Origin of the sequence: Flavobacterium sp. LHD-80 (assembly GCF_030929605.1) — a bacterium.
Lineage (GTDB): Bacteria > Bacteroidota > Bacteroidia > Flavobacteriales > Flavobacteriaceae > Flavobacterium.
In genome coordinates, this window is record NZ_JAVFVS010000011.1 from 117,272 (window position 1) to 138,578 (window position 21,307).

Here is a 21,307-nt window from a genome sequence, read left to right on the forward strand (position 1 = left end):
ATAATTATGAGACAATTAAAAGGAAATAAATGGGTTTTTATTTTGAGTTTGCTTTTTTTATTTTCCTGTTCAAAGGATAATGAATTAGATAATTCGAACCAAGCATCTCAGGAAAATTTCGTGGGGTTAACTCAAGCAAAAGAGATTGCTAAGGATATTTCATTTAAAAAACAATCTGAATCAAAAACCAGTAAGACCAGTTCTTTTGGGATTGAAAAAAAAGCAATACAAGATATAAATGAGATCAAGAATAAAAAAGGCAAAACTGTGTTTTATATAATAAACTATGTTAATGGTGGATATATAATTTTATCATCTGATAATAGAATGAGGCCAATAATAGCCTTTTCAGAGAGTGGTAAATTTATGCTTGATGAAAGTGTTTATTCAGAAGGTTTGAAAGATTGGATGGAAAGTTCTGAAAAACAAATTACTGATATACAGAATTCTGACTTAAAACAAACTGAAGAGCATAAATTAGCATGGAGACAAGTTAAAAGTATTTTTGTTAATCAAAATTTATCAGGAAAACCACCTACAGATGTTTGTTATGAGCATACTGAAACAACTATTCAAGGACCATATTTAAGTTCGGCTTGGCAACAGGAAGCTAATTTTAATTATCAATTGCCTTATATGAATTGTAATGGGTATAGTGCACAAGTTTTAGCCGGTTGTGTACCTGTTGCAATGGCTCAAATTATGAAATATTATAACTATCCTTCTAATTATAACTGGTCTTTAATGGATCCAACTTATGCAACAAGTGTCACTGCGAATTTTATAGTAGATATTCATAATGCGATTCGAACTGTATATCCTGGACAGCCAACATACAGTTGTGATGCTACTGGCGTAAGTTCTAGTGCTGATATGGGAGTTGTGTTGAAAACTCAATTCAAATATTCTTCGGCAGATTGGGCTAATTATAACTATCAAGTTGTAAAAGATAATATAACAGCAGGCAAACCTGTTTTGTTAAGTGGAAGTGGTAATAAAGGCGGGCATATGTGGGTATGTGATGGATATAAGAGCGTTAAGTATTATTTCAATGATTGTTCAGGTGTTAGTTATTTGTACTTTCATATGAACTGGGGCTGGGGACCTAATGGTGCAAATGATTACTTTGCTTTTGATAATTTTAATCCTGAGGTTTATACTTTTAATCCGAATACAAAGATGATTTATAACATAAAACCTTAAAGCCATGAAAAAAGCATTAATATTTTTAGTTGCAATATTTTTTTTTGGATGTAATAACAAAGACGAAGATACATTATGTTTTAATTATGATACAACCATGAGTTTTTCTGTTTTGAATGCCAAGGGCGACGATTTGTTAGATCCTGAAAATCCAAATGGTTTTGATGTGTCTAAAATTAGATTGTTTTATGAGATAAATGGAGAAGTTAAAGAGCAGGGACTAAACCCGAATTTTGTCAAGGGTGTTTTTAAAAATATGATAACAAATAAATACCAGATTTCAATACCGTTAAATAGTTTTGACTTAAATAAGAAAACAGTAACCTACATTCAATGGAACGAAAGAGATAAAGATATGTTACAATCAACTTTTGATACAGGTCATTGTTATACAAGAGTTGATAAAGTTTGGCTTAATAATAAATTGATTTTAGATAGTCCTTATGCTGAAAATGTTTATACCATTATAAAATGAAAATATTTCTAGAAAAAGCCAAACTTTTAAGTTTGGCTTTTTTGTAATAATTTATCCTGAATCTTTTCAGGATCAATCTTCTAATTTAGCTCATTCTTTTTAGCTACTTTTGTGAAATATTTTAAAAAGATGAAAAATAAAAAAACTTTGCTTCTTGGTGCTACAACAAAAACAGATCGTTATGCATTTAGAGCTATAAATATGCTTACTCAAAAAGGGCACACAGTATTAGCAATTGGTCAAAATACAGGAGAAGTTGCAGGTGTAAAAATTCATACAAAAACTATCCCTGTTAAAAATATTGATACAGTTACTTTATATTTAAATCCAGCTCGTCAGCGCGATTATTATAATTATATTATTGAAGCGCAACCTAAAAGAGTAATTTTTAATCCTGGAACAGAAAATCCTGAATTATATCAATTATTAGAATTGAATAATATTAAAGTAGAGGTTGCTTGTACGTTGGTTTTATTGGCAACAAATCAATATTAACTAAACGAAATTTTTTATCAGCTTTCCAATTCAATTGGAAAGCTTCGTTTTTTATTGGCAGACACAAAAAATCAACAATCTAATTTCTTAAAAAATTGAATTTAATTGTTTCAAAGCCCTTGATACCGTTAAAAATGTTACTTTTGTCGTCATGGAATTTTCATCGAAATTAATAGAGAAAGCGGTTAACGAAATGTCACAATTGCCAGGTATTGGTAAGCGTACAGCTTTGCGATTGGTTCTCCATTTGCTTAAACAGCCAAAAGAGCAAACTGGGTTTCTTTCTCAAGCCTTGTTAAACATGCGAGAAGATATTAAGTTTTGTGAAAATTGCCATAATATTTCAGATACAAAAATTTGCGAAATTTGTGCAAACGCTTCAAGAAATCAGCAGATTATTTGTGTTGTGGAGGATATTCGTGATGTAATGGCGATCGAAAATACAGGTCAATTCAAAGGGATTTATCATGTACTTGGAGGAAAGATTTCTCCTATCGAAGGAGTTGGTCCAAGTCAGTTGAATATTTCAAGCTTAGTTGAAAAAGTAAAAGCAGGAAAAGTTATTGAAATCATTTTTGCACTTAGTTCAACTATGGAGGGAGATACAACCAACTTTTATATTTATAAACAGATCGCCGAATCTCAAATTGTAATTTCGACAATTGCTAGAGGAATTTCCGTGGGTGATGAATTGGAATATGCTGATGAAGTTACCCTTGGGAGAAGTATTTTGCATCGTGTTCCTTTTGAAAAAACATTTAAAAATAATTAAACAAACCCCAAATAAGATATAGATTTTCTGAAGATTAAATGAAAACCTATATTTGCGATAAAATTTCAATAATGACAAAAAATAGCTTTTATATTCTGTTACTGGTTAGTACGCTTTTTACCTCGTGCATACCTATAAAAGATCTAGTATATCTTCAGGATAAAAATACTTCTGAAGAGAAAAGTGTTGTTGCCGCGGTTGAAGCAAAGCCCTACAGGTTACAAGTGAATGACGTTTTAAGTATTAGTATAAAAGCGATAGACCCTAAATTAGTTTCAATTTTTAGTAAGTCAGAAGGTACTGGTATGACATCTGCCAAGTCTGAATCAGGCTTGTATTTTGATGGATTTACGGTTGATGATCATGGAAATATTAGAATTCCAATATTAGGTGAGGTAAATGTTATTGGTTACACTTTAGAAGAAGTACGAGCTATGATTGAGAAAAAATTGCTCGAAGAATATTTTAAAACCGAGGCAAACATTTTTGTTACAGTGAAATTGGCAGGTTTTAGATATACAATAAATGGAGAGGTTGGGAGTACCGGAACCAAAACATTGTTTCAAGAACATGTTAATATCATGGAAGCTATTGCAAACGCTGGAGATATTACAACTGTAGGAAATAGAAAAGCTGTAACCATTATTCGCCAGACTCCTACTGGAGTTCAAATGAATGATATTGATCTAACAGATGCCAATGTTATGAAATCGCCTTATTATTATTTACAACCCAACGATTATATTTATGTAAAACCCTTGAGGCAAAAAACTTGGGGAACGGGACAGACAGGGATACAGTCTATTGGAACCATTATTACTTTATTGTCCCTCGCGACAACTGTATATTTAATTATCAAAAATTAAAACTGAATTCAAAAGATGTTAGATATAAAAGATTTTTCGATTTTTGAAAATCAGTCAAGTTTTGATTTTAAAGGTTTGTTGCTGCAAATTCTCAGCTATTGGAAATGGTTTTTGGTCAGCTTAATCATTGCATTTGCCATTGCATATCAAGTAAATATTCGAAAAGAAAAAATTTACGCAATGCAGACTATGATTTCAATTAAGGAAGAAAGTAATCCATTTTTCACTTCTAATACCAGTTTGGTTTTTAACTGGGGTGGAATTTCAGATCAAGTTAATGGAATCACGACCATACTACAGACGAGATCTCACAATGAATTAGTGGTTAGTAAATTACAATATTATATTGACTATCTCACAATGGGTAAATATAATATGATAGACTCTTATGGCGCTGTTCCTTTTTATGTCGATATTGATAAGTCAAGAGGACAGTTGGCAAATACTCTGATTAAAATTAAGTTTATCAGCGAAAATGTTTATGAAGTACGCATACCATTTGAAAGCAATTCAGTTTCACTTATTAACTATGCTGAAAATAAATATTCGAATACTGCAGTTCAGCCTGTAGAATTTGTAAAAAGATATAAAGTTGGAGAACAAGTTTCGTTGCCTTTTTTAAATTGGAAATTGCAAATTAATGATAACCCAGGTTTATATGTAGGAAACGAATATTTTGTCAGATTTAATGATTTTGATGGAACTGTTTCTCGTTATAGAGGAATAAACGTTAGTTCTGATGATAAAGGAGGTTCCATATTGACCTTAAGCATGCAAGGAACAAACAAAGCCCGTTTAGTTGAGTACCTTAATGCAACAGTGAAAATGTTGATTAAAATTCAGCTAGATGGTAAAAATCAATTTGCTAACAATACTATTAGATTTATTGATAGTACGCTTGTTGCTATGGAGTCGCAATTGAAACAAACTGGAAATGAGTTAAAATCGTTTAGAAAAGATAAAAATATCTACGAAATAGAAGGGGGAGGTGCTAAATTTTCTGATAAAATATCAAATTTTGATGTTGAAAAAGATCAGGTTACAAGAAAAATTACTTATTATAATTCGTTGAAAGCATACTTGAATAATAGTGTAGATTATTCAAGATTGCCAGCCCCTTCGGTTGCTGGAATTGATGATCCTAATGTTGTTACAAATATTTCTAAACTTATTGCACTTTCAACTCAAAGATCTGAAATGGCATATGCAGTAAAAAGCGATAAGATTTTTAAAGATTTTGATAACCAGATGCAGGCTGTAAAAAGTGTTCTTCTGGAGAATATTGTTTCAGCAAAATCAGCACTGTTGTATGATTTGTCTCTAGTAAATGCAAAAATCGGAGAGGCTGAAAATACAGTTAAAAGATTGCCGGAAGAACAACAAGAGTTGTTGAAAATTCAAAGGAAATACGATTTAAATGATAATATTTACACTACATTTCTACAAAAGAGGAATGAAGCTGAAATTGTAAAAGCATCCAATTTGTCAGATATTCATTTTATCGATCCTGCAAAAGATATTGGAGGTGGATTAGTAGGGCCTAAAACTTCAGTAAATTATATTTTGGCTTTGTTTTTAGGAGTCTTGATTCCATTGCTATTTATTCTGGCTATCTTCTTCATTAATAATTCGATTCAGAATACAGAGGATGTCACTAAGTTAAGTCAAATACCAATAATAGGTGTTATTGGTGTTAATAAAGAAGGAGTTGATCTTGCTGTTTTTGATAAGCCAAAATCGGCACTTTCTGAAGCTTTTAGAGCGATTAGATCGTCACTTCAGTTTTTGTATAAAAAGCAACAAGTAAGTGGTTCAAAAACCTTGATGATTACTTCATCGATAAGTGGAGAAGGAAAAACATTTTGCTCTATAAATATTGCTACAGTTTTTGCTTTAAGCGAAAAGAAAACAGTGATTGTAGGTTTGGATTTAAGAAAACCAAGATTGGCCGATGAGTTTAATTTAACAAATCAGACAGGTGTTGTCAATTATTTAATTAAACAAAATAGTTTAGAAGAAATTACGAATTCAACTAAAATTCCAAATCTTGATGTAATACTTTCAGGTCCAATTCCGCCAAATCCATCAGAATTGATTTTAAGCGATGCCATGCGTGAATTAATTGATGAGTTAAAGCAGAAATACGATTATATTATTTTAGATACGCCTCCTGTTGGTTTAGTTTCTGATGCTCTCGAGCTTTCTCAGTTTTCTGATGTTACATTGTATATTGTAAGGCAGAATTATACTAAAAAGGAAATGATTACGTTGTTGAACACGAGAGTTAAAAGGGGAGAGTTAAGTAATGCGAGTATAGTTTTGAATGGTTATGAAAATAAAGCAAAATATGGGTCTTCTTATGGATATGGTTATGGAGACTATTCGAATGGATATCTTGAGGATGAGAAAAAGCCAAATTCTGTGAAAACTTTTTTAAATAAATTGATTAAGAAATAAAATTGGCCGAAATGGAAAGATCGAATCAAAATACTATTTTAATCACAGGGGGTGCCGGATTTATTGGCTCAAATTTGTGCGAGCATTTTTTAAAGCTTGGCAATAAAGTAGTTTGTTTGGATAATTTTTCAACAGGTCATCGTCATAATTTGGATAGTTTTATTGATAATCCAAATTTTAATTTAATTGAGGGCGATATTCGAAATATTACTGATTGCGTTTTAGCTGTCAAAGGTGTAGATTATGTTTTACATCAGGCAGCTTTAGGTTCTGTTCCCAGATCAATAAATGACCCAATTACAACAAATGATGTAAATGTGTCAGGATTCCTAAATATGTTGGTTGCTTCCAGAGATGAAAAAGTGAAACGTTTTGTTTATGCAGCGAGTTCTTCAACATATGGAGATTCTGTTGGACTTCCAAAAGTTGAAGAGGTAATTGGAAAACCGTTGTCTCCTTATGCTATAACAAAATATGTGAATGAATTGTATGCTGATATTTTTAGTAGAACTTACGGTTTGGAAACTATAGGATTGCGCTATTTTAATGTTTTTGGAAAACGACAAGATCCGCAGGGAGCTTACGCTGCTGTAATTCCAAAATTCGTTATGCAATTAATGAAACATGAAAGTCCTGTTGTAAATGGAGACGGGAATTACTCCAGGGATTTTACATATATAGAAAATGTAATTCAGATGAATGAATTGGCAATGAAAAGCCAAAATCCGGAAGCTGCAAATACAATTTACAATACCGCATTTGGTGAACGAAATACACTAAATGACTTGGTAGGGTATTTGAAAAAATATCTTTCTGAGTTTGATCCAAAAATTGCAGACATCCAAATTATTTATGCTGATAATAGAGCAGGTGATATTCCACATTCATTGGCTAGTATTGATAAAGCAAAGAAAATGCTAGATTATAATCCAGAATATTCTTTGCAAGAAGGTTTGAAAGAAGCTGTAAAATGGTATTGGAATAATTTAAAAGAAAAGTAGACCAAGATAATAGTATAAAAATGAAAATAACAAAAATTTGTTGCATAGGTGCAGGTTATGTTGGAGGTCCAACAATGGCAGTTATAGCTCAAAAATGCCCCCATATTCAAGTCACTGTTGTTGATTTGAACGAACAAAGAATTAAGGATTGGAATGACCCAAATACAGAGAATATTCCAATTTATGAGCCAGGCTTGTCTGAAATCGTTGCGGAGGCAAGAGGAAGAAATTTGTTTTTTTCTACAGATGTTGAAAAAGCAATAGACGAAGCTCAGGTTATTTTTATATCAGTTAATACGCCAACAAAAACCTATGGTAAAGGAAAAGGCATGGCAGCTGATTTAAAATATATTGAATTATGTGCAAGACAAATTGCAAAAGTTGCAAAACAAAATAAAATAGTTGTAGAAAAATCTACCCTGCCTGTAAGAACAGCAGAGGCTATAAAAAGCATTTTAGATAATACAGGAAATGGAGTGCAATTTCAAATTTTATCTAATCCAGAATTTTTGGCAGAAGGAACAGCAGTAACAGATTTGCTGAATCCAGATAGAATCTTAATTGGAGGAGACACCACCAAAGAAGGTCAAGAAGCTATAGATGCTTTAGTCGAGGTCTATGCGAACTGGGTTGATAAAGATAGAATTCTAACAACAAATGTTTGGTCTTCTGAACTTTCTAAACTTACTGCAAATGCATTTCTAGCGCAGCGTATATCTTCGATAAATGCAATGTCAGAATTATGTGAAAAAACCGGTGCAGACGTGAATGAAGTAGCAAAAGCAATCGGAATGGATAGCAGAATCGGATCAAAGTTTTTAAAGGCTTCGGTAGGTTTTGGAGGATCTTGTTTTCAAAAGGATATATTAAATCTGGTTTATATTGCCAAATCATATGGTTTGACTGAAGTGGCTGATTATTGGGAACAGGTAATTATTATGAATGATCATCAAAAAAGAAGATTTTCAAATAAGATAGTTCAGACGTTATACAATACTGTTGCTGATAAAAAGATAACATTTTTAGGATGGGCATTCAAAAAAGATACAAATGATACCAGGGAATCTGCGGCTATTTATGTAGCTGATGATTTGATTAATGAGCAAGCGAAAATTTCTGTGTATGATCCTAAAGTGTCAAGAAACAAAATGTTGAATGACTTGGATTATTTGCAAACAAGATCAAGTGAAGAAAACAATAATGCACTTGCGATATTTGATAACCCTTATGAGGCTTGTAAAGGAGCACATGCAATTTCAATTCTTACTGAATGGGATGAATTTGTTAACTATGATTGGCAAAAAATTTATGATTCGATGCATAAACCAGCTTTCTTATTCGATGGTCGAAACATATTGGATGCGAAAGAACTTGAATCAATCGGATTTGTTTATAGAGGAATAGGTTCTTAATTACAATTGATATTGAAGTAAATTTAATATTAAGATAATAGTGGAGGTGGTGTTGCAAATTTTATTTCAATAAATTAGAGTTATGAATTGGTATGTGGTTTATACAAAGCCCAAATGGGAAAAAAAAGTAGCAGAGAAACTAGCGCAAATTGGTATCGAATGCTATTGTCCCTTGATTACTCAGGTCAAACAATGGTCTGATAGGAAGAAAAAAGTGGAAGTTCCTCTTTTTAATTCTTACGTATTTGTACAGCTTTCTGAAAATGATCGTAACTCAGTTTTTAATGTACCTGGAGTTGTGAGATATTTGTTTTGGCTGGGAAAGCCTGCTATTGTCCGTGACGAGGAAATCAATATAATAAAATCTAGTCTTAAGGCTACGGATGTAAGTGACATTACGGTTGCCTCTATTCAAGTGGGGGACAGAATAAAATTAGAGTCAGGAGCTTTTAGTAATCAAGATGCAATTGTGCAGGAAGTATCAAAAACCCATTATATTTTGGTTCTAGAATCGATGGGATGTGTGCTGAAGATTAAATATAAATAGTTATTGATGAAATAACTGGAGAAAGTACAAACAGGGAATAAAATCGCAATTATTTTAGATTTTATTCCCTGTTTTTTTTAATGTGTGAATTTTTACAGTCTGATTAGTAGTGTGTTGCTGTTCTTTAGTTTTTTTCTTATTTTTTTGTTATATAGTATTACGGGAAACCGTATTGAATAAATTGAGTTATTATGTTATATTTGCCGAGAATATACTTTTTTAGTGGACCGAGCAAATAAAATGGGACTTGGAATGGCGAAGCCGTGTGTTGTAATGAGTAAAGCTAATTTTTTTTTAAATGAATGAAAGTATAAAAATAGCTGTTATAGGTTTAGGTTATGTTGGTCTTCCTTTAGCAAGATTGTTTGCTACAAAATACCCAGTTGTTGGATTTGATATTAATGAACCTAGAGTTGCTAGTTTGAAATCTGGAATCGATTCGACATTAGAGGTTGGTCAACACGATTTGCAAAAAGTACTAGTTGATAGACCAACAGATGAAGTTGGATTGTTTTGCTCAAGTACTCTTGCTGATATGTCAAACTGTAATTATTTTATAATTACAGTGCCAACTCCTGTTGATAGAAATAACCGTCCTGACTTAACGCCCTTGTATAAATCAAGTGAAACAGTCGGTAAGATGTTAAAAAAAGGCGATATTGTTATCTATGAATCAACAGTTTATCCAGGTGTTACAGAAGAGCAATGTGTTCCTGTTCTAGAAAAAATTTCAGGACTTAAATTAAATGTTGATTTTTATGCAGGGTATTCTCCTGAAAGAATTAATCCTGGTGATAAAGAACACACAGTAGAAAAAATTTTAAAAGTAACTTCTGGTTCAACACCAGAAATTGGTTTAAAAGTAGATGCTTTATATAAATCTGTAATTACTGCTGGTACTCATTTAGCACCATCAATAAAAGTTGCTGAAGCAGCTAAAGTTATAGAAAATTCTCAAAGAGATATAAATATTGCTTTTGTTAATGAATTGGCAAAAATATTCAATCTGATGAATATTGATACACAAGAAGTATTAGCAGCAGCTGCAACAAAGTGGAATTTTTTGCCTTTTAAACCTGGTTTAGTTGGCGGACATTGTATTGGTGTTGATCCCTATTACCTAGCACAGAGAGCCCAAGAATTTGGTTATCATCCTGAAATAATTTTAGCAGGACGACGTTTAAATGATAGTATGGGTGAATATATCGCTTCGCAAGTAGTAAAACTGATGATTAAAAAAGGCATTTCAGTGAATGGAGCTAATCTTTTAATGTTAGGTATAACATTTAAAGAAAATTGCCCAGATGTCAGGAACACCAAGATAGTTGATGTTGTTAAATCATTGACAGAATATGGAATATCAGTGACCATATATGATCCTTTAGCAAATACTGAAGAAGTGCAAAAAGAATATGAATTGAAAACTGTGAGTTCAATTCCAAAAGAAAAATTTGATGCTATTGTTTTAGGAGTTGCACATGCTGAATTTTTAAAATTAAATTTTTCAGAGTTGCAAAAAGATAATAATTTATTATATGATGTCAAAGGAGTTTTAGGTACTATAGCAGATAATAGATTATAGTAACTGAAATTCTTTTTTTATTTAGAAAAACAATGAGTGCAAAAAAAACAATTACGCATGTAATTTTAACGGGAGGAGTAGGCAGCCGATTGTGGCCACTTTCTCGAAAAAGTCAACCAAAACAATATTTAGAGATTTTCGAAGGGAAATCCTTATTCGAGATGACAGTAGATCGTAATAGTCATTTAGCTGATAAAGTAATGGTTGTTGGGAATGTGGATAATCATCATTTGAGCGGGAAAGTAATGACGAAAAAGTTAACTTCTTATATTAACATTGTTGAAGCTACGCCCCGTAACACTGCAGCAGCAATTGCATTTGCTGCATTTGCATCTGATCCAGAGGATATATTAATAGTTACTCCCTCAGATCATATTATAGATTTGATGGATAATTATAATAATGCCATTAATGAGGGAATTGAAAAAGCAAATGATGGTTTTATAGTTACTTTTGGTGTTATTCCAACTAAACCTGAAACCGGATATGGTTATATTGAATCGAAAGGCGATAAAGTGATGTCATTTCGTGAAAAACCAAACGAAACAACAGCCAAAGAGTTTATCGCTAGAGGGAATTTTTTATGGAATAGCGGTATGTTCTGTTTTAAAGCCGGAGTTCTTTTAGATGAATTAAAACAGTTTCAGCCTGATGTTTATGAAAAATCTAAAGCTGTTTGGGAATCAAGCAATGAAGGTTTTTTAGATTTAGATCAATCATTAGAAATTCCATCAATCAGTATCGACTATGCTGTAATGGAGCGAAGCAAAAAAATTAAAGTTGTACCTGCATCTTTCTCATGGTCAGATTTAGGTTCATTTGAATCAGTTTATGACTATTTGATTTCTAAAGGTCATCCAATTGATCAAAATGGAAATATGGTAATTGGCAGTGATAAACATACCACTTTTATTGGATTAAAAAATATTATTTTTGTGTATACTGATTCTGCTAATTTGATCTTACAAAAAGAAAATTCACAAGATGTAAAGGATGTTTACAGTGAGTTGGAAAAACAAAATTCTGAATTACTAAATTAATTTAAATTAAAAATGAGAAAAATTCTTATCACCGGCGGTGCTGGTTTTATAGGCTCACATGTAGTAAGGCGTTTTGTAAATAAATATTCAGATTATCAAATTTTTAACTTAGATGCATTAACATATGCTGGAAATCTTGAAAATATTAGAGACATAGAAGATCATCCAAATTATATGTTTATAAAAGGAGATATTGTTGATGAGTCTTTTATCAATGAGCTTTTTTCTATACATAAATTCGACGGGATTTTACACTTAGCGGCGGAGTCTCATGTTGATCGATCTATAGAAGATCCTTTGGCATTTGTCAAAACTAATGTTATAGGAACTATGAATTTGCTAAATGCTGCAAAAAATCATTGGAAGAGTAATTTTGATGGAAAGAGGTTTTATCACATAAGCACTGATGAAGTCTATGGCTCTTTAGGAACTGAAGGATTGTTTACGGAAACCACTTCTTATGATCCAAATTCACCATATTCTGCTTCAAAAGCAAGTTCGGATCATTTTGTAAGAGCTTATGGGGAAACTTATGGACTGCCTTATGTATTGACTAATTGCTCAAATAATTATGGATCCTATCATTTTCCTGAAAAGTTGATACCTCTCTTTATAAATAATATCATAAATAATAAACCTTTGCCTGTTTATGGCGATGGTAATTATACTCGTGATTGGTTATTTGTTGAGGATCATGCAATAGCTATAGATTTAGTTTTTCATGAAGGCAAAAATCATGAAACTTATAATATTGGAGGTTTTAATGAATGGAAGAATATTGATTTAGTAAAATTGCTTTGCAAAATAATGGATAGCAAATTAGAAAGAGCAAATGGTACATCCGAAAAATTAATTACATACGTAAGAGATAGGCCAGGTCATGATTTACGTTATGCTATTGATGCCTCAAAAATTAACAGAGAATTGGGATGGAAACCTTTAGTTACTTTTGAAGAAGGACTAGAAAAAACTATTAATTGGTATTTAACCAACGAAGAATGGTTGAAAAATGTGACTTCGGGAGCATATAAAGATTATTATAAAAAACAGTATTCTTAAACTTTTTTAAACAAGTTTAATTAAAAATTTAATATGAAAAAAATAACTTACGTTCTTACTCTGCTTTTTGTGGTGATGATTTCATTTAACGTACATGCACAAGATTTATTAAAATCTAAAGATTTAAGCACCGTGAAAGTTGATTATTTGTCTGATGATGATTTGGCAAAAATTAGTGCTCAATTAAAAAGTAATAATGCGACTCTTGATCAAGTTGAGTCAATGGCTTTATCCAAAGGAATGAGCTCAACAGAGTTTAATAAATTAAAAATTAAGCTTGCAGAATATGAAAAGAAAGCAAGTAAAGATTCTGATAAAAATATAGATAAAGATAGCAAACTGAAAAAAAACGACAAAGATACTGAGTTTGGCAGAAAGCAAGACAAAATCAAAAATGATAAAGTTAAAGATTCAGTTAACGCATTGATATTTGGCTCTGAATTATTTGATAATCCTACATTGAATTTTGAACCGGATTTAAAATTAGCCACACCAATGAACTATGTTTTAGGCCCTGGCGACGAATTGCAAGTTAGTGTATATGGCGTTCAGGAATATAATGCAAGTATTCCAGTTAGTGTTGAAGGGAAAGTTACTATAGATTATGTGGGACAAATTGCAGTTTCAGGTATGTCAATTGAAGCTGCAACTCAAAAAATAAAAAGTGCAATCGCGCGTGTTTATAGTACGGTAAGGTCTGGACAATCTCAAGTTAGTGTTAGTTTAAGCCAAATTCGTACTATCAAAGTAACAATTGTTGGAGGAAAACAGCCCGGAAATTATTCTATATCATCTTTAGCGACAGTTTATAATGCATTGCATTTAGCTGGAGGGCCAGGAAAGAATGGAAGTTATAGAAATATAGAATTAATTAGAAACAACAAGGTGTATCGAAATATCGATATCTATAGATTTTTGGTGAAAGGTGATCAATCAGATAATGTTAGTTTAAAGGATAATGATGTTATACGAATTCCGGCTTATAACCAAAGAGTTATTGTGGAAGGAGAAGTAAAACGTCCTGGTATTTTTGAAATGAAAAAAGGAGAGAAATTCTCTGATTTATTAAATTTTGCATCAGGATTTAATGAATTCGCCTACACTGCTTCTGTAAATGTTTTGCAAAAAACAGGAAAAGAATTCAAAGTTTATGATATCAATGAAAGCGAATATAATACATATTTACCTCAATCAGGAGATGTTTTTAAAGTAACTAAGATTTTAAATCGTTTTGAAAACCGTATTAAAATTGAGGGTGCAGTATTTAGACCAGATTATTATTCTTATAGTGAAGGAATGCGAATTTCTGATCTTATAACAAGAGCAGAAGGATTGAAAGAAGATGCCTATACAAAAAGAGCACGAATTATTCGCTTAAAAACAGATTTAACTACTGAAATTGTAAACGTTGATTTATCAAGTGCTTTATCAGGTGATTTAAACGCCGATATCGAATTAAAAAGAGAAGATATTATAACTGTATATTCAGTTTTAGATTTTAGAGAAGAGTATAAAGTTACCATCGATGGGGAAGTTAAAAATCCTGGAGAATATGAATATTTTGAAAATTTAACACTAAATGATCTGGTAGTTCAAGTAGGAGGGCTTACAGGTTCAGCATCGAAAAGAGTTGAGATTGCGAGAATGGTAAAATCTGATGTTATTGATGATGCAGATCCAAAACGCATAGAGTTATTCGAACTTGAAATTACTTCAGATAATAACGAACAAATCAAAAATTTTATTTTAAAGCCTTTTGATGTTATTAATATACGAAAAATGGCAGTTTATGAAAAGCCACAAATGGTAATTGTCAGCGGTGCAGTGGGATATCCTGGAAAATATGTCTTAGCTAATAAAAAAGAAACTGTTTATAATGTAGTTATGCGAGCTGGTGGATTGACATCAATAGCGAATTTAGATGGAATGAAAATTAAGAGACCTATTAAGCAAGAACAAATTGAAAAAATAGAAAGTATTGATTTGAACTTGACTAAAAATGATACTCTTAAAGAAAAATTGTCTAAAAAGTTAAAAGAGGATTTAAAGTATGCTACTATTCCAGTTAATTGGGAGAAGATAGTCAAGGATAAAAATCATTATTCAAATGTTACATTATTCCCCGGTGATGAAATTGAAGTTGCTGTTTATAATGAGGGTGTTAAAGTGACAGGGAATGTACTTTTAACTTCTGAAATTCCTTTTAGAAGTGGTAAAGGGTTTAGATATTATATAGACGCCGTGGGTGGTGTAGATAGTAAAGGATGGAAGAAAAAAGCATATATAATTTATCCAAATGGTAAGGCATCTGTTACAAGTTCATTCTTGTTTTTTAGATCATATCCAAAAGTTGAGCCTGATTCTCAAATTGTAGTTCCAGAAAAACCAGAGGCAAGAAAAATGTCGGCAGGAGAGTGGATAAGTATTGGAAGTGTTTTGACTAGTTTAGCAGTATTAATTGTAACCGCTTTTAAATAATTTTTTTAAATGGAAAATAAAATTATAGAGAACGATGAAATTTCATTAAAAGAATTAATACAAAAAATAAAAGAATGGTATGAGGATTTATTAAGTCAATGGAAAATTATAATTCTATCGGCAATAATCGGAGCGATCTTCGGATTAGCTTACTCCTTCATTAAAAAACCTATTTATACCGCAACATTAACATTTGCATTAGAAGATGAAAAGTCTGGTGGAGGACTTGGAGGGGCTTTAGGGCTTGCAAGTTCTTTCGGTTTAGATGTAGGAACTAGTGGTGGTAGCATTTTTACTGGCCCTAATTTAACGGAATTATTCAAATCTCGAACTATGGTGGAGCAGACTTTACTGACTTCAATCACAATCAAGGGTAAAGAGATGTCGTTAGCCGAGTTGTACATTCAAAATAATGGTTGGAGAGAGAAGTGGAGTAATGAACCTAAACTTAAAAACATACAATTTTTACCTGAGAAAAAACGTAAGGATTTTACTCGAGTGCAGGATAGTATATTGGGAGAGATTTATCAGGATTTATCAAAAAAATCTTTGACTGTCGCCCAAAAAGACAAAAAAATTTCGATTATATCTGTGGACATGATTTCCACTAACGAATTGTTTTCTCTTTATTTTTGTGAAGCACTAGCCCGACAAGTCGGTAAATTTTATGTGAGTACGAAAAGTAAAAAAGCACGTATGAACATGGAAATTTTAGAGCATCAGGTTGACTCTGTGCGTGGTGAATTAAATGCTGCTATTACTGGCGTGGCTGTAGCAAATGATAATACATTTAATTTAAATCCTGCCCTCAATGTGCGTCGAGCACCTTCTGTCAGAAAACAGGTCGATGTTCAGGCTAACACTGCGATTTTAACCGAATTGGTTAAACAATCCGAATTAGCAAAAGTTACTTTGAGAAAAGAAACTCCTTTAATTCAGGTAATAGATAGGCCAATTTTGCCTTTGAAGATGGAGAAATTCGGAAAAATAAAAGGTTTAGTTTTGGGAGGTTTTTTATCAGGGTTTCTAATGGCGTTGTTTTTAACAATAAGAAGATTCTTAAAAGGGTTAGAGGTTTAAACTGCATTTAGAAATTAGTCATTTAATATTTTATAATAATTATGTTTCCAATAATACAATCATTTGCTAATAAAGAGAAAGTTATTTCTGTAACAGGCTTGGGCTATGTAGGTTTGCCTTTAGCTTTGGAATTTGCTAAACATTTTAAGGTGATAGGATTTGATATCAATAAAGCACGAGTGGAATTAATGAAGAAAGGTGTTGATCCTTCTAAAGAATTAGATGATTCTGCATTTAAAGATTGCGACATTGAATTTACTTCAGATGTTGAGGATTTAAAAAAAGCTCATTTTCATATTATTGGTGTGCCAACTGATATTGATGAAAATAAAGTTCCAAATTTAAATCCTTTGTTAGGAGCTACTAAAAGCGTCGCTTCTGCTCTTAAAAAAGGTGATTATGTAGTGTATGAATCAACAGTTTATCCAGGATGTACTGAAGAAGACTGTGTACCTATTTTAGAATCTTTATCAGGTCTTGAGAAAGGTACTGATTTTAAATTTGGTTACAGTCCAGAGAGAATTGTTCCTGGAGATAAAGTTAAAACATTGACGAATATACTTAAAATTGTTTCAGGTAATGACCAAGAAGCCTTAGAAGTCATTTCTGCAATATATGGAACAATTATCCAAGCAGGTTTACACAAAGCAGAATCTATAAAAGTTGCAGAGGCTGCAAAAGTTATTGAAAATACACAACGTGATATTAATATTTCTTTAATGAACGAATTGGCTATTATTTTTGATAAGATCGGTATAGATACCAAAGCTGTAATTGAAGCTGCGGGAACCAAATGGAACTTTCATAAATACCAGCCTGGCTTAGTGGGAGGACATTGTATTAGCGTAGATCCTTTTTATTTGATGCATAAAGCTAAACAGTTAGGTGTAGATCCACAAGTAATTGCGGCTGGTAGACGTGTTAATGATTTTATACCTAGTTTTATTGCAAAAAGAGTCGTACAAGCGCTTATTGAACAAGAGAAAAATCCTGGGAAATCTAAGGTTTTAGTGATGGGTATTACTTTTAAAGAAGATGTTTCAGATATTAGAAATTCAAAAGTAGTAGATTTAGTTAAAGAGTTAATGGACTATTCCATTGATGTCCATGTAATTGATCCGCACGGTTGTCCGAATGAATTGTCTCATGAATATGGCATTACATTGATGGAAGAACCAGTAGGTGAATACGATATTATTATATTGGCAGTTGGTCACAAAAAATATATTCAAATGACTGCAGAAGATTTTCAAAAATTATCCAAAGATGAAATTTTTATGTTCGATATTAAAGGATGTTTAAAGCCATCTGAGTTTAAAAATTATTGGAGATTATAGATTAATTTAGAAAGAAAACAAAGTGTTTTTTAAGCATAATTTTTACAAAAGAAAATTTGTAGGTTATCTTGAATAACTTTAAAAAGATATTAAATAATATAAAGTAATTATGTTTAAAGATAAAGTATTACTAATTACGGGTGGAACTGGCTCTTTCGGAAATGCGATGTTGAAAGGTTTTTTGAATTCTGATTTAAAAGAGATTCGAATTTTTTCAAGAGATGAAAAAAAGCAAGAGGACATGCGTATTGAATTTAAAAATGATAAATTGAATTTCGTAATTGGAGATATTCGAGATTTTAAGAGTATAAATTTAGCAATGCAGGGAGTTGATTTCGTATTTCATGCTGCAGCTTTAAAACAGGTACCCTCATGCGAATTTTTTCCAATGCAAGCGGTACAAACTAATATCCAAGGTGCTGAAAATGTTTTAGAAGCGGCGGCAGTAAACAATGTCCAAAAAGTTGTTGTTTTAAGTACAGATAAAGCAGTTTATCCGATTAATGCCATGGGAATTTCTAAAGCTATGATGGAAAAATTAGCTGTTTCAAAAGCAAGAGATCCTAGAGTAAAAAAGATTGATGCTGTATACACAGCAACAAGATATGGAAATGTAATGTGTTCTAGAGGTTCTATCATTCCACTTTTTATTAAACAAATTAAAGAAGGTAAACCATTAACCATAACTAACCCTGAAATGACTCGATTTATGATGTCATTAGGGGATTCTGTAGATTTGGTTATGTATGCATTTTTAAACGGTAATGCGGGCGATATTTTTGTACAAAAATCTCCTGGAGCTACTATTGAGGTTTTGGCTAAAGCACTAATAGAATTGTTTGAAGCCAATAATGAAGTTAGTATTATTGGAGAGAGACATGCCGAAAAATTATATGAAACTTTATGCTCTAAGGAAGAAATGTCTAAAGCTGAAGATTTAGGGCTTTTTTATAGGATTCCAGCAGATTTTAGAGATTTAAATTACACTAAATATTTGCAAGAGGATGGTCCTAAATTAGTTAATGAGGAGTATAATTCTCATAACACAAAAAGATTGTCTGTGGGTGAGTTAAAAGAACTGTTACTCACTTTAGATTACGTTAAAGACGAACTCAAATCAATGTAATGAAAAAAATATTAATACTTGGTATTTCAGGCATGGCTGGTCATGTTGTTTATACTTATTTGAATGAGTTAAACAAGTACGAATTGTTAGGTACAACAAATAGTAATTCTTTCGGAAATAATTCTGTAAAACTAGATATCTTTAATATTGCAGAGCTTGATGATTTAATACATAATTTTAAACCAGATTTCATTATAAATTGTATTGGAGTTCTAATTAGTAGCTCAAAAAAAACGCCTGAAAATGCTGTTTTAGCAAATTCTTACTTGCCTCATCATTTAGCTAGGTTAAGTTATGATAATAATTTTAAGTTAATTCATATTTCTACTGATTGCGTTTTTTCTGGTAAAGAAGGAAGATATACAGAAAAGTCATTTAAAAATGCAACGGATCTTTATGGTATTTCGAAATCTCTTGGTGAGATAGATGATCAAAGAAATGTTACAATTAGAACATCCATAATAGGACCTGAAATTAAATCAATAGGAGAAGGATTGTTTCATTGGTTTATGTTTCAAGAAAAAGAAATTAATGGTTATAAACGTAATTTTTGGTCTGGTGTAACAACTTTGGAATTGGCATATTTTATTGAATGGATTTTAAATACAGAATTAACCGGATTAGTTCATTTAACAAATAACGAGAGCATTTCAAAATTTGATTTATTGACTTTAATATCCTCTGTTTTTAATAAAGAAATCTTGATATCAAATGATAAGGAATATGTTTGTGATAAATCTTTTATTAATACAAATAATCTTGTAAGTTATAAAGTTTCTACATATCGAGAAATGTTAGAGAAAATGAAAAAATTTATGGAAAATCATTCTCAATTATACACACAATATAAAATTTCGTAAATGCTTAAATATGTTTAAAGATATTGCTGCTAACTTTATTGGTAGGTTTTGGAGCATTTTATCAAACTTTTTGTTTATACCACTTTATATTAAATTTTTAGGTTTTGATAGTTATTCTATTATAAGCTTTTCGCTTGTTATTGCTGGTTTAATGGCTATGTTGGACGCTGGTTTAACGGCCACATTATCGAGAGAGTTTGCTCGGTTAGATGTTACTGTTAACGAGAAAATAAATTTATTTAAAACATTAGAAACAAGTTACTTTATTATTTGTGGTCTGTGTACCTTTTCAGTATTAATTTTTACAAGTAATATTGCAAGATCATGGTTAAATCTAAATACAATAGAAGTAGAAAAGGTTTCTTTTTTTTTAAAAATTGTAATTGTTGACTTTGGTTTCCAGTTGATTATGCGTTTTTATTTAGGAGGTTTATTAGGTTTGCAAAAACAAGTTACCGCTAATATTTATCAAGTGATTTGGGGAGTTGTTCGTAATGGACTTGTTTTAATTGTTATTTTGATATTACCTAGTTTGAAACTTTTTTTTATGTGGCAAGCTGTCTCAACAGTATTTTTTACAATCCTAATTAGATTTGCTCTTATGGGATCATTGACAGGATATTACAAATATTATTATAGACCAACCATTGATATTTTGGTTTTTAAAAAAGTATGGCGTTTCACAGGAGGTATGTTATTAATCTCTCTGGTGGCTTGTTTAAATACACAAATGGATAAAATTGTAATTAGTAAATTGCTTCCGATAAAGAGTTTGGGCTACTATACTTTGGGTATAACTTTATCTATGGGAATTATAACAATTGTCAATCCTATTTCTACAGCTTTATTACCTAGATTTACAGCACTTTATTCTGAAAAAAAGAACTTTGAAGCCGCAAATCTCTACTCTAAAATTAGTTTATTCGTTTCGATATTAATTTTTTCTATAATGTCTAACATGATTGTCTTTTCAAGGGAGTTATTATGGATTTGGACCGGAGATAAAGAATTATCTCAAATGGCAAGTGTTTATCTGCCAATTATTGCTTTCGCAATGGGAATGCTATCATTACAAATAATGGCTTTTAATGTATGTGTAGCAAATGGTTATACTAAACTTAATAATTTACTTGGACTTTTAAGTTTATTTGTTACGATACCTGGTTATTGGTTTGCTACGAGATATTTTGGGGCTATAGGGACAGCCTATGTTTTTTGTTTTGTACAATCTTTAACAACTTTATTCTATGTTTACTACGTCAATAAGAAGTTTTCTATAGCGCAAAGTTTATCAAGTTTATATTTTAATCAAATGCTTTTTCCATTAATACTATCACTTTTGGTTGCATTTTTATTTTCATTTATTTCGAATCAAATTCCAAATAATAGAATTATTACTTTATTCTTGATAGGATTATCAACATTTTTTGCCGCTGTAATATCAGTTTTAGTATTGGTCGATAAAAATCAGAAAAAAAATATATATAGTTTCATATTAAATTTTAAAAAAAAATAGA

General features: G+C 31.4%; 18 protein-coding genes. All 18 read left to right on the forward strand.

The window, feature by feature from the left end; translation table 11 throughout:
• The first annotated feature begins 6 nt into the window (after positions 1-6).
• Positions 7-1,203, forward strand: a complete 1,197-nt coding sequence (locus RB619_RS15375) for a C10 family peptidase (RefSeq protein ID WP_308098999.1) — start codon at positions 7-9, stop codon at positions 1,201-1,203.
• Positions 1,204-1,207: 4 nt separating this feature from the next.
• On the forward strand, positions 1,208-1,678 hold the full coding sequence (locus RB619_RS15380) for a hypothetical protein (protein ID WP_308099000.1): 471 nt from the start codon (positions 1,208-1,210) through the stop codon (positions 1,676-1,678).
• Positions 1,679-1,807: 129 nt separating this feature from the next.
• Positions 1,808-2,173 (forward strand): CoA-binding protein, encoded by a 366-nt coding sequence (locus tag RB619_RS15385; RefSeq protein ID WP_308099002.1) that lies wholly within the window; start codon positions 1,808-1,810, stop codon positions 2,171-2,173.
• Between the two features lie 151 nt (positions 2,174-2,324).
• Positions 2,325-2,945, forward strand: coding sequence for a recombination mediator RecR (gene recR / locus RB619_RS15390; protein ID WP_308099004.1), 621 nt, complete (start codon positions 2,325-2,327; stop codon positions 2,943-2,945).
• 71 nt (positions 2,946-3,016) lie between these two features.
• On the forward strand, positions 3,017-3,811 hold the full coding sequence (locus tag RB619_RS15395; RefSeq protein WP_308099006.1) for a polysaccharide biosynthesis/export family protein: 795 nt from the start codon (positions 3,017-3,019) through the stop codon (positions 3,809-3,811).
• A gap of 15 nt (positions 3,812-3,826) precedes the next feature.
• Positions 3,827-6,268: a polysaccharide biosynthesis tyrosine autokinase gene (locus RB619_RS15400; protein ID WP_308099013.1), complete on the forward strand. Its 2,442-nt coding sequence runs from the start codon at positions 3,827-3,829 to the stop codon at positions 6,266-6,268.
• An 11-nt stretch (positions 6,269-6,279) separates the two neighbouring features.
• Positions 6,280-7,269 carry an SDR family oxidoreductase gene (locus RB619_RS15405; protein ID WP_308099016.1) on the forward strand — a complete coding sequence of 330 codons (990 nt, stop codon included), beginning with the start codon at positions 6,280-6,282 and terminating at the stop codon, positions 7,267-7,269.
• Between the two features lie 20 nt (positions 7,270-7,289).
• Positions 7,290-8,681, forward strand: a complete 1,392-nt coding sequence (locus tag RB619_RS15410; RefSeq protein WP_308099018.1) for a UDP-glucose 6-dehydrogenase — start codon at positions 7,290-7,292, stop codon at positions 8,679-8,681.
• A gap of 82 nt (positions 8,682-8,763) precedes the next feature.
• Positions 8,764-9,228, forward strand: a complete 465-nt coding sequence (locus RB619_RS15415) for a UpxY family transcription antiterminator (protein ID WP_308099020.1) — start codon at positions 8,764-8,766, stop codon at positions 9,226-9,228.
• Positions 9,229-9,526: 298 nt separating this feature from the next.
• Positions 9,527-10,810, forward strand: a complete 1,284-nt coding sequence (locus tag RB619_RS15420) for a nucleotide sugar dehydrogenase (RefSeq protein ID WP_308099022.1) — start codon at positions 9,527-9,529, stop codon at positions 10,808-10,810.
• A gap of 32 nt (positions 10,811-10,842) precedes the next feature.
• Positions 10,843-11,850 (forward strand): mannose-1-phosphate guanylyltransferase, encoded by a 1,008-nt coding sequence (locus tag RB619_RS15425; RefSeq protein WP_308099024.1) that lies wholly within the window; start codon positions 10,843-10,845, stop codon positions 11,848-11,850.
• 12 nt (positions 11,851-11,862) lie between these two features.
• Positions 11,863-12,909, forward strand: coding sequence for a dTDP-glucose 4,6-dehydratase (gene rfbB, locus RB619_RS15430; protein ID WP_308099026.1), 1,047 nt, complete (start codon positions 11,863-11,865; stop codon positions 12,907-12,909).
• A gap of 33 nt (positions 12,910-12,942) precedes the next feature.
• Entirely contained in the window at positions 12,943-15,387 is a 2,445-nt protein-coding gene (locus RB619_RS15435) for an SLBB domain-containing protein (protein ID WP_308099029.1), read from the forward strand.
• A 9-nt stretch (positions 15,388-15,396) separates the two neighbouring features.
• Positions 15,397-16,467 carry a Wzz/FepE/Etk N-terminal domain-containing protein gene (locus RB619_RS15440; RefSeq protein ID WP_308099031.1) on the forward strand — a complete coding sequence of 357 codons (1,071 nt, stop codon included), beginning with the start codon at positions 15,397-15,399 and terminating at the stop codon, positions 16,465-16,467.
• Between the two features lie 41 nt (positions 16,468-16,508).
• The gene (locus RB619_RS15445) at positions 16,509-17,804 is read left to right on the forward strand and encodes a nucleotide sugar dehydrogenase (RefSeq protein ID WP_308099034.1); all 1,296 of its coding nucleotides are present in this window, start codon (positions 16,509-16,511) and stop codon (positions 17,802-17,804) included.
• Positions 17,805-17,913: 109 nt separating this feature from the next.
• Positions 17,914-18,930, forward strand: a complete 1,017-nt coding sequence (locus tag RB619_RS15450) for a polysaccharide biosynthesis protein (RefSeq protein WP_308099036.1) — start codon at positions 17,914-17,916, stop codon at positions 18,928-18,930.
• Positions 18,930-19,790 carry an SDR family oxidoreductase gene (locus RB619_RS15455; protein ID WP_308099038.1) on the forward strand — a complete coding sequence of 287 codons (861 nt, stop codon included), beginning with the start codon at positions 18,930-18,932 and terminating at the stop codon, positions 19,788-19,790. The genes RB619_RS15450 and RB619_RS15455 overlap by 1 nt, the downstream gene beginning before the upstream one ends.
• A 10-nt stretch (positions 19,791-19,800) precedes the next feature.
• Positions 19,801-21,306: an oligosaccharide flippase family protein gene (locus RB619_RS15460; protein ID WP_308099040.1), complete on the forward strand. Its 1,506-nt coding sequence runs from the start codon at positions 19,801-19,803 to the stop codon at positions 21,304-21,306.
• Position 21,307 lies beyond the last annotated feature (1 nt).

Bases quoted from the DNA above. Each gene is read 5' to 3' on its own strand.
- RB619_RS15375 (WP_308098999.1), top strand. From the start codon at position 7: ATGAGACAATTAAAAGGAAATAAATGGGTTTTTATTTTGAGTTTGCTT.
- RB619_RS15380 (WP_308099000.1), top strand. From the start codon at position 1,208: ATGAAAAAAGCATTAATATTTTTAGTTGCAATATTTTTTTTTGGATGT.
- RB619_RS15385 (WP_308099002.1), top strand. From the start codon at position 1,808: ATGAAAAATAAAAAAACTTTGCTTCTTGGTGCTACAACAAAAACAGAT.
- recR (WP_308099004.1), top strand. From the start codon at position 2,325: ATGGAATTTTCATCGAAATTAATAGAGAAAGCGGTTAACGAAATGTCA.
- RB619_RS15395 (WP_308099006.1), top strand. From the start codon at position 3,017: ATGACAAAAAATAGCTTTTATATTCTGTTACTGGTTAGTACGCTTTTT.
- RB619_RS15400 (WP_308099013.1), top strand. From the start codon at position 3,827: ATGTTAGATATAAAAGATTTTTCGATTTTTGAAAATCAGTCAAGTTTT.
- RB619_RS15405 (WP_308099016.1), top strand. From the start codon at position 6,280: ATGGAAAGATCGAATCAAAATACTATTTTAATCACAGGGGGTGCCGGA.
- RB619_RS15410 (WP_308099018.1), top strand. From the start codon at position 7,290: ATGAAAATAACAAAAATTTGTTGCATAGGTGCAGGTTATGTTGGAGGT.
- RB619_RS15415 (WP_308099020.1), top strand. From the start codon at position 8,764: ATGAATTGGTATGTGGTTTATACAAAGCCCAAATGGGAAAAAAAAGTA.
- RB619_RS15420 (WP_308099022.1), top strand. From the start codon at position 9,527: ATGAATGAAAGTATAAAAATAGCTGTTATAGGTTTAGGTTATGTTGGT.
- RB619_RS15425 (WP_308099024.1), top strand. From the start codon at position 10,843: ATGAGTGCAAAAAAAACAATTACGCATGTAATTTTAACGGGAGGAGTA.
- rfbB (WP_308099026.1), top strand. From the start codon at position 11,863: ATGAGAAAAATTCTTATCACCGGCGGTGCTGGTTTTATAGGCTCACAT.
- RB619_RS15435 (WP_308099029.1), top strand. From the start codon at position 12,943: ATGAAAAAAATAACTTACGTTCTTACTCTGCTTTTTGTGGTGATGATT.
- RB619_RS15440 (WP_308099031.1), top strand. From the start codon at position 15,397: ATGGAAAATAAAATTATAGAGAACGATGAAATTTCATTAAAAGAATTA.
- RB619_RS15445 (WP_308099034.1), top strand. From the start codon at position 16,509: ATGTTTCCAATAATACAATCATTTGCTAATAAAGAGAAAGTTATTTCT.
- RB619_RS15450 (WP_308099036.1), top strand. From the start codon at position 17,914: ATGTTTAAAGATAAAGTATTACTAATTACGGGTGGAACTGGCTCTTTC.
- RB619_RS15455 (WP_308099038.1), top strand. From the start codon at position 18,930: ATGAAAAAAATATTAATACTTGGTATTTCAGGCATGGCTGGTCATGTT.
- RB619_RS15460 (WP_308099040.1), top strand. From the start codon at position 19,801: ATGTTTAAAGATATTGCTGCTAACTTTATTGGTAGGTTTTGGAGCATT.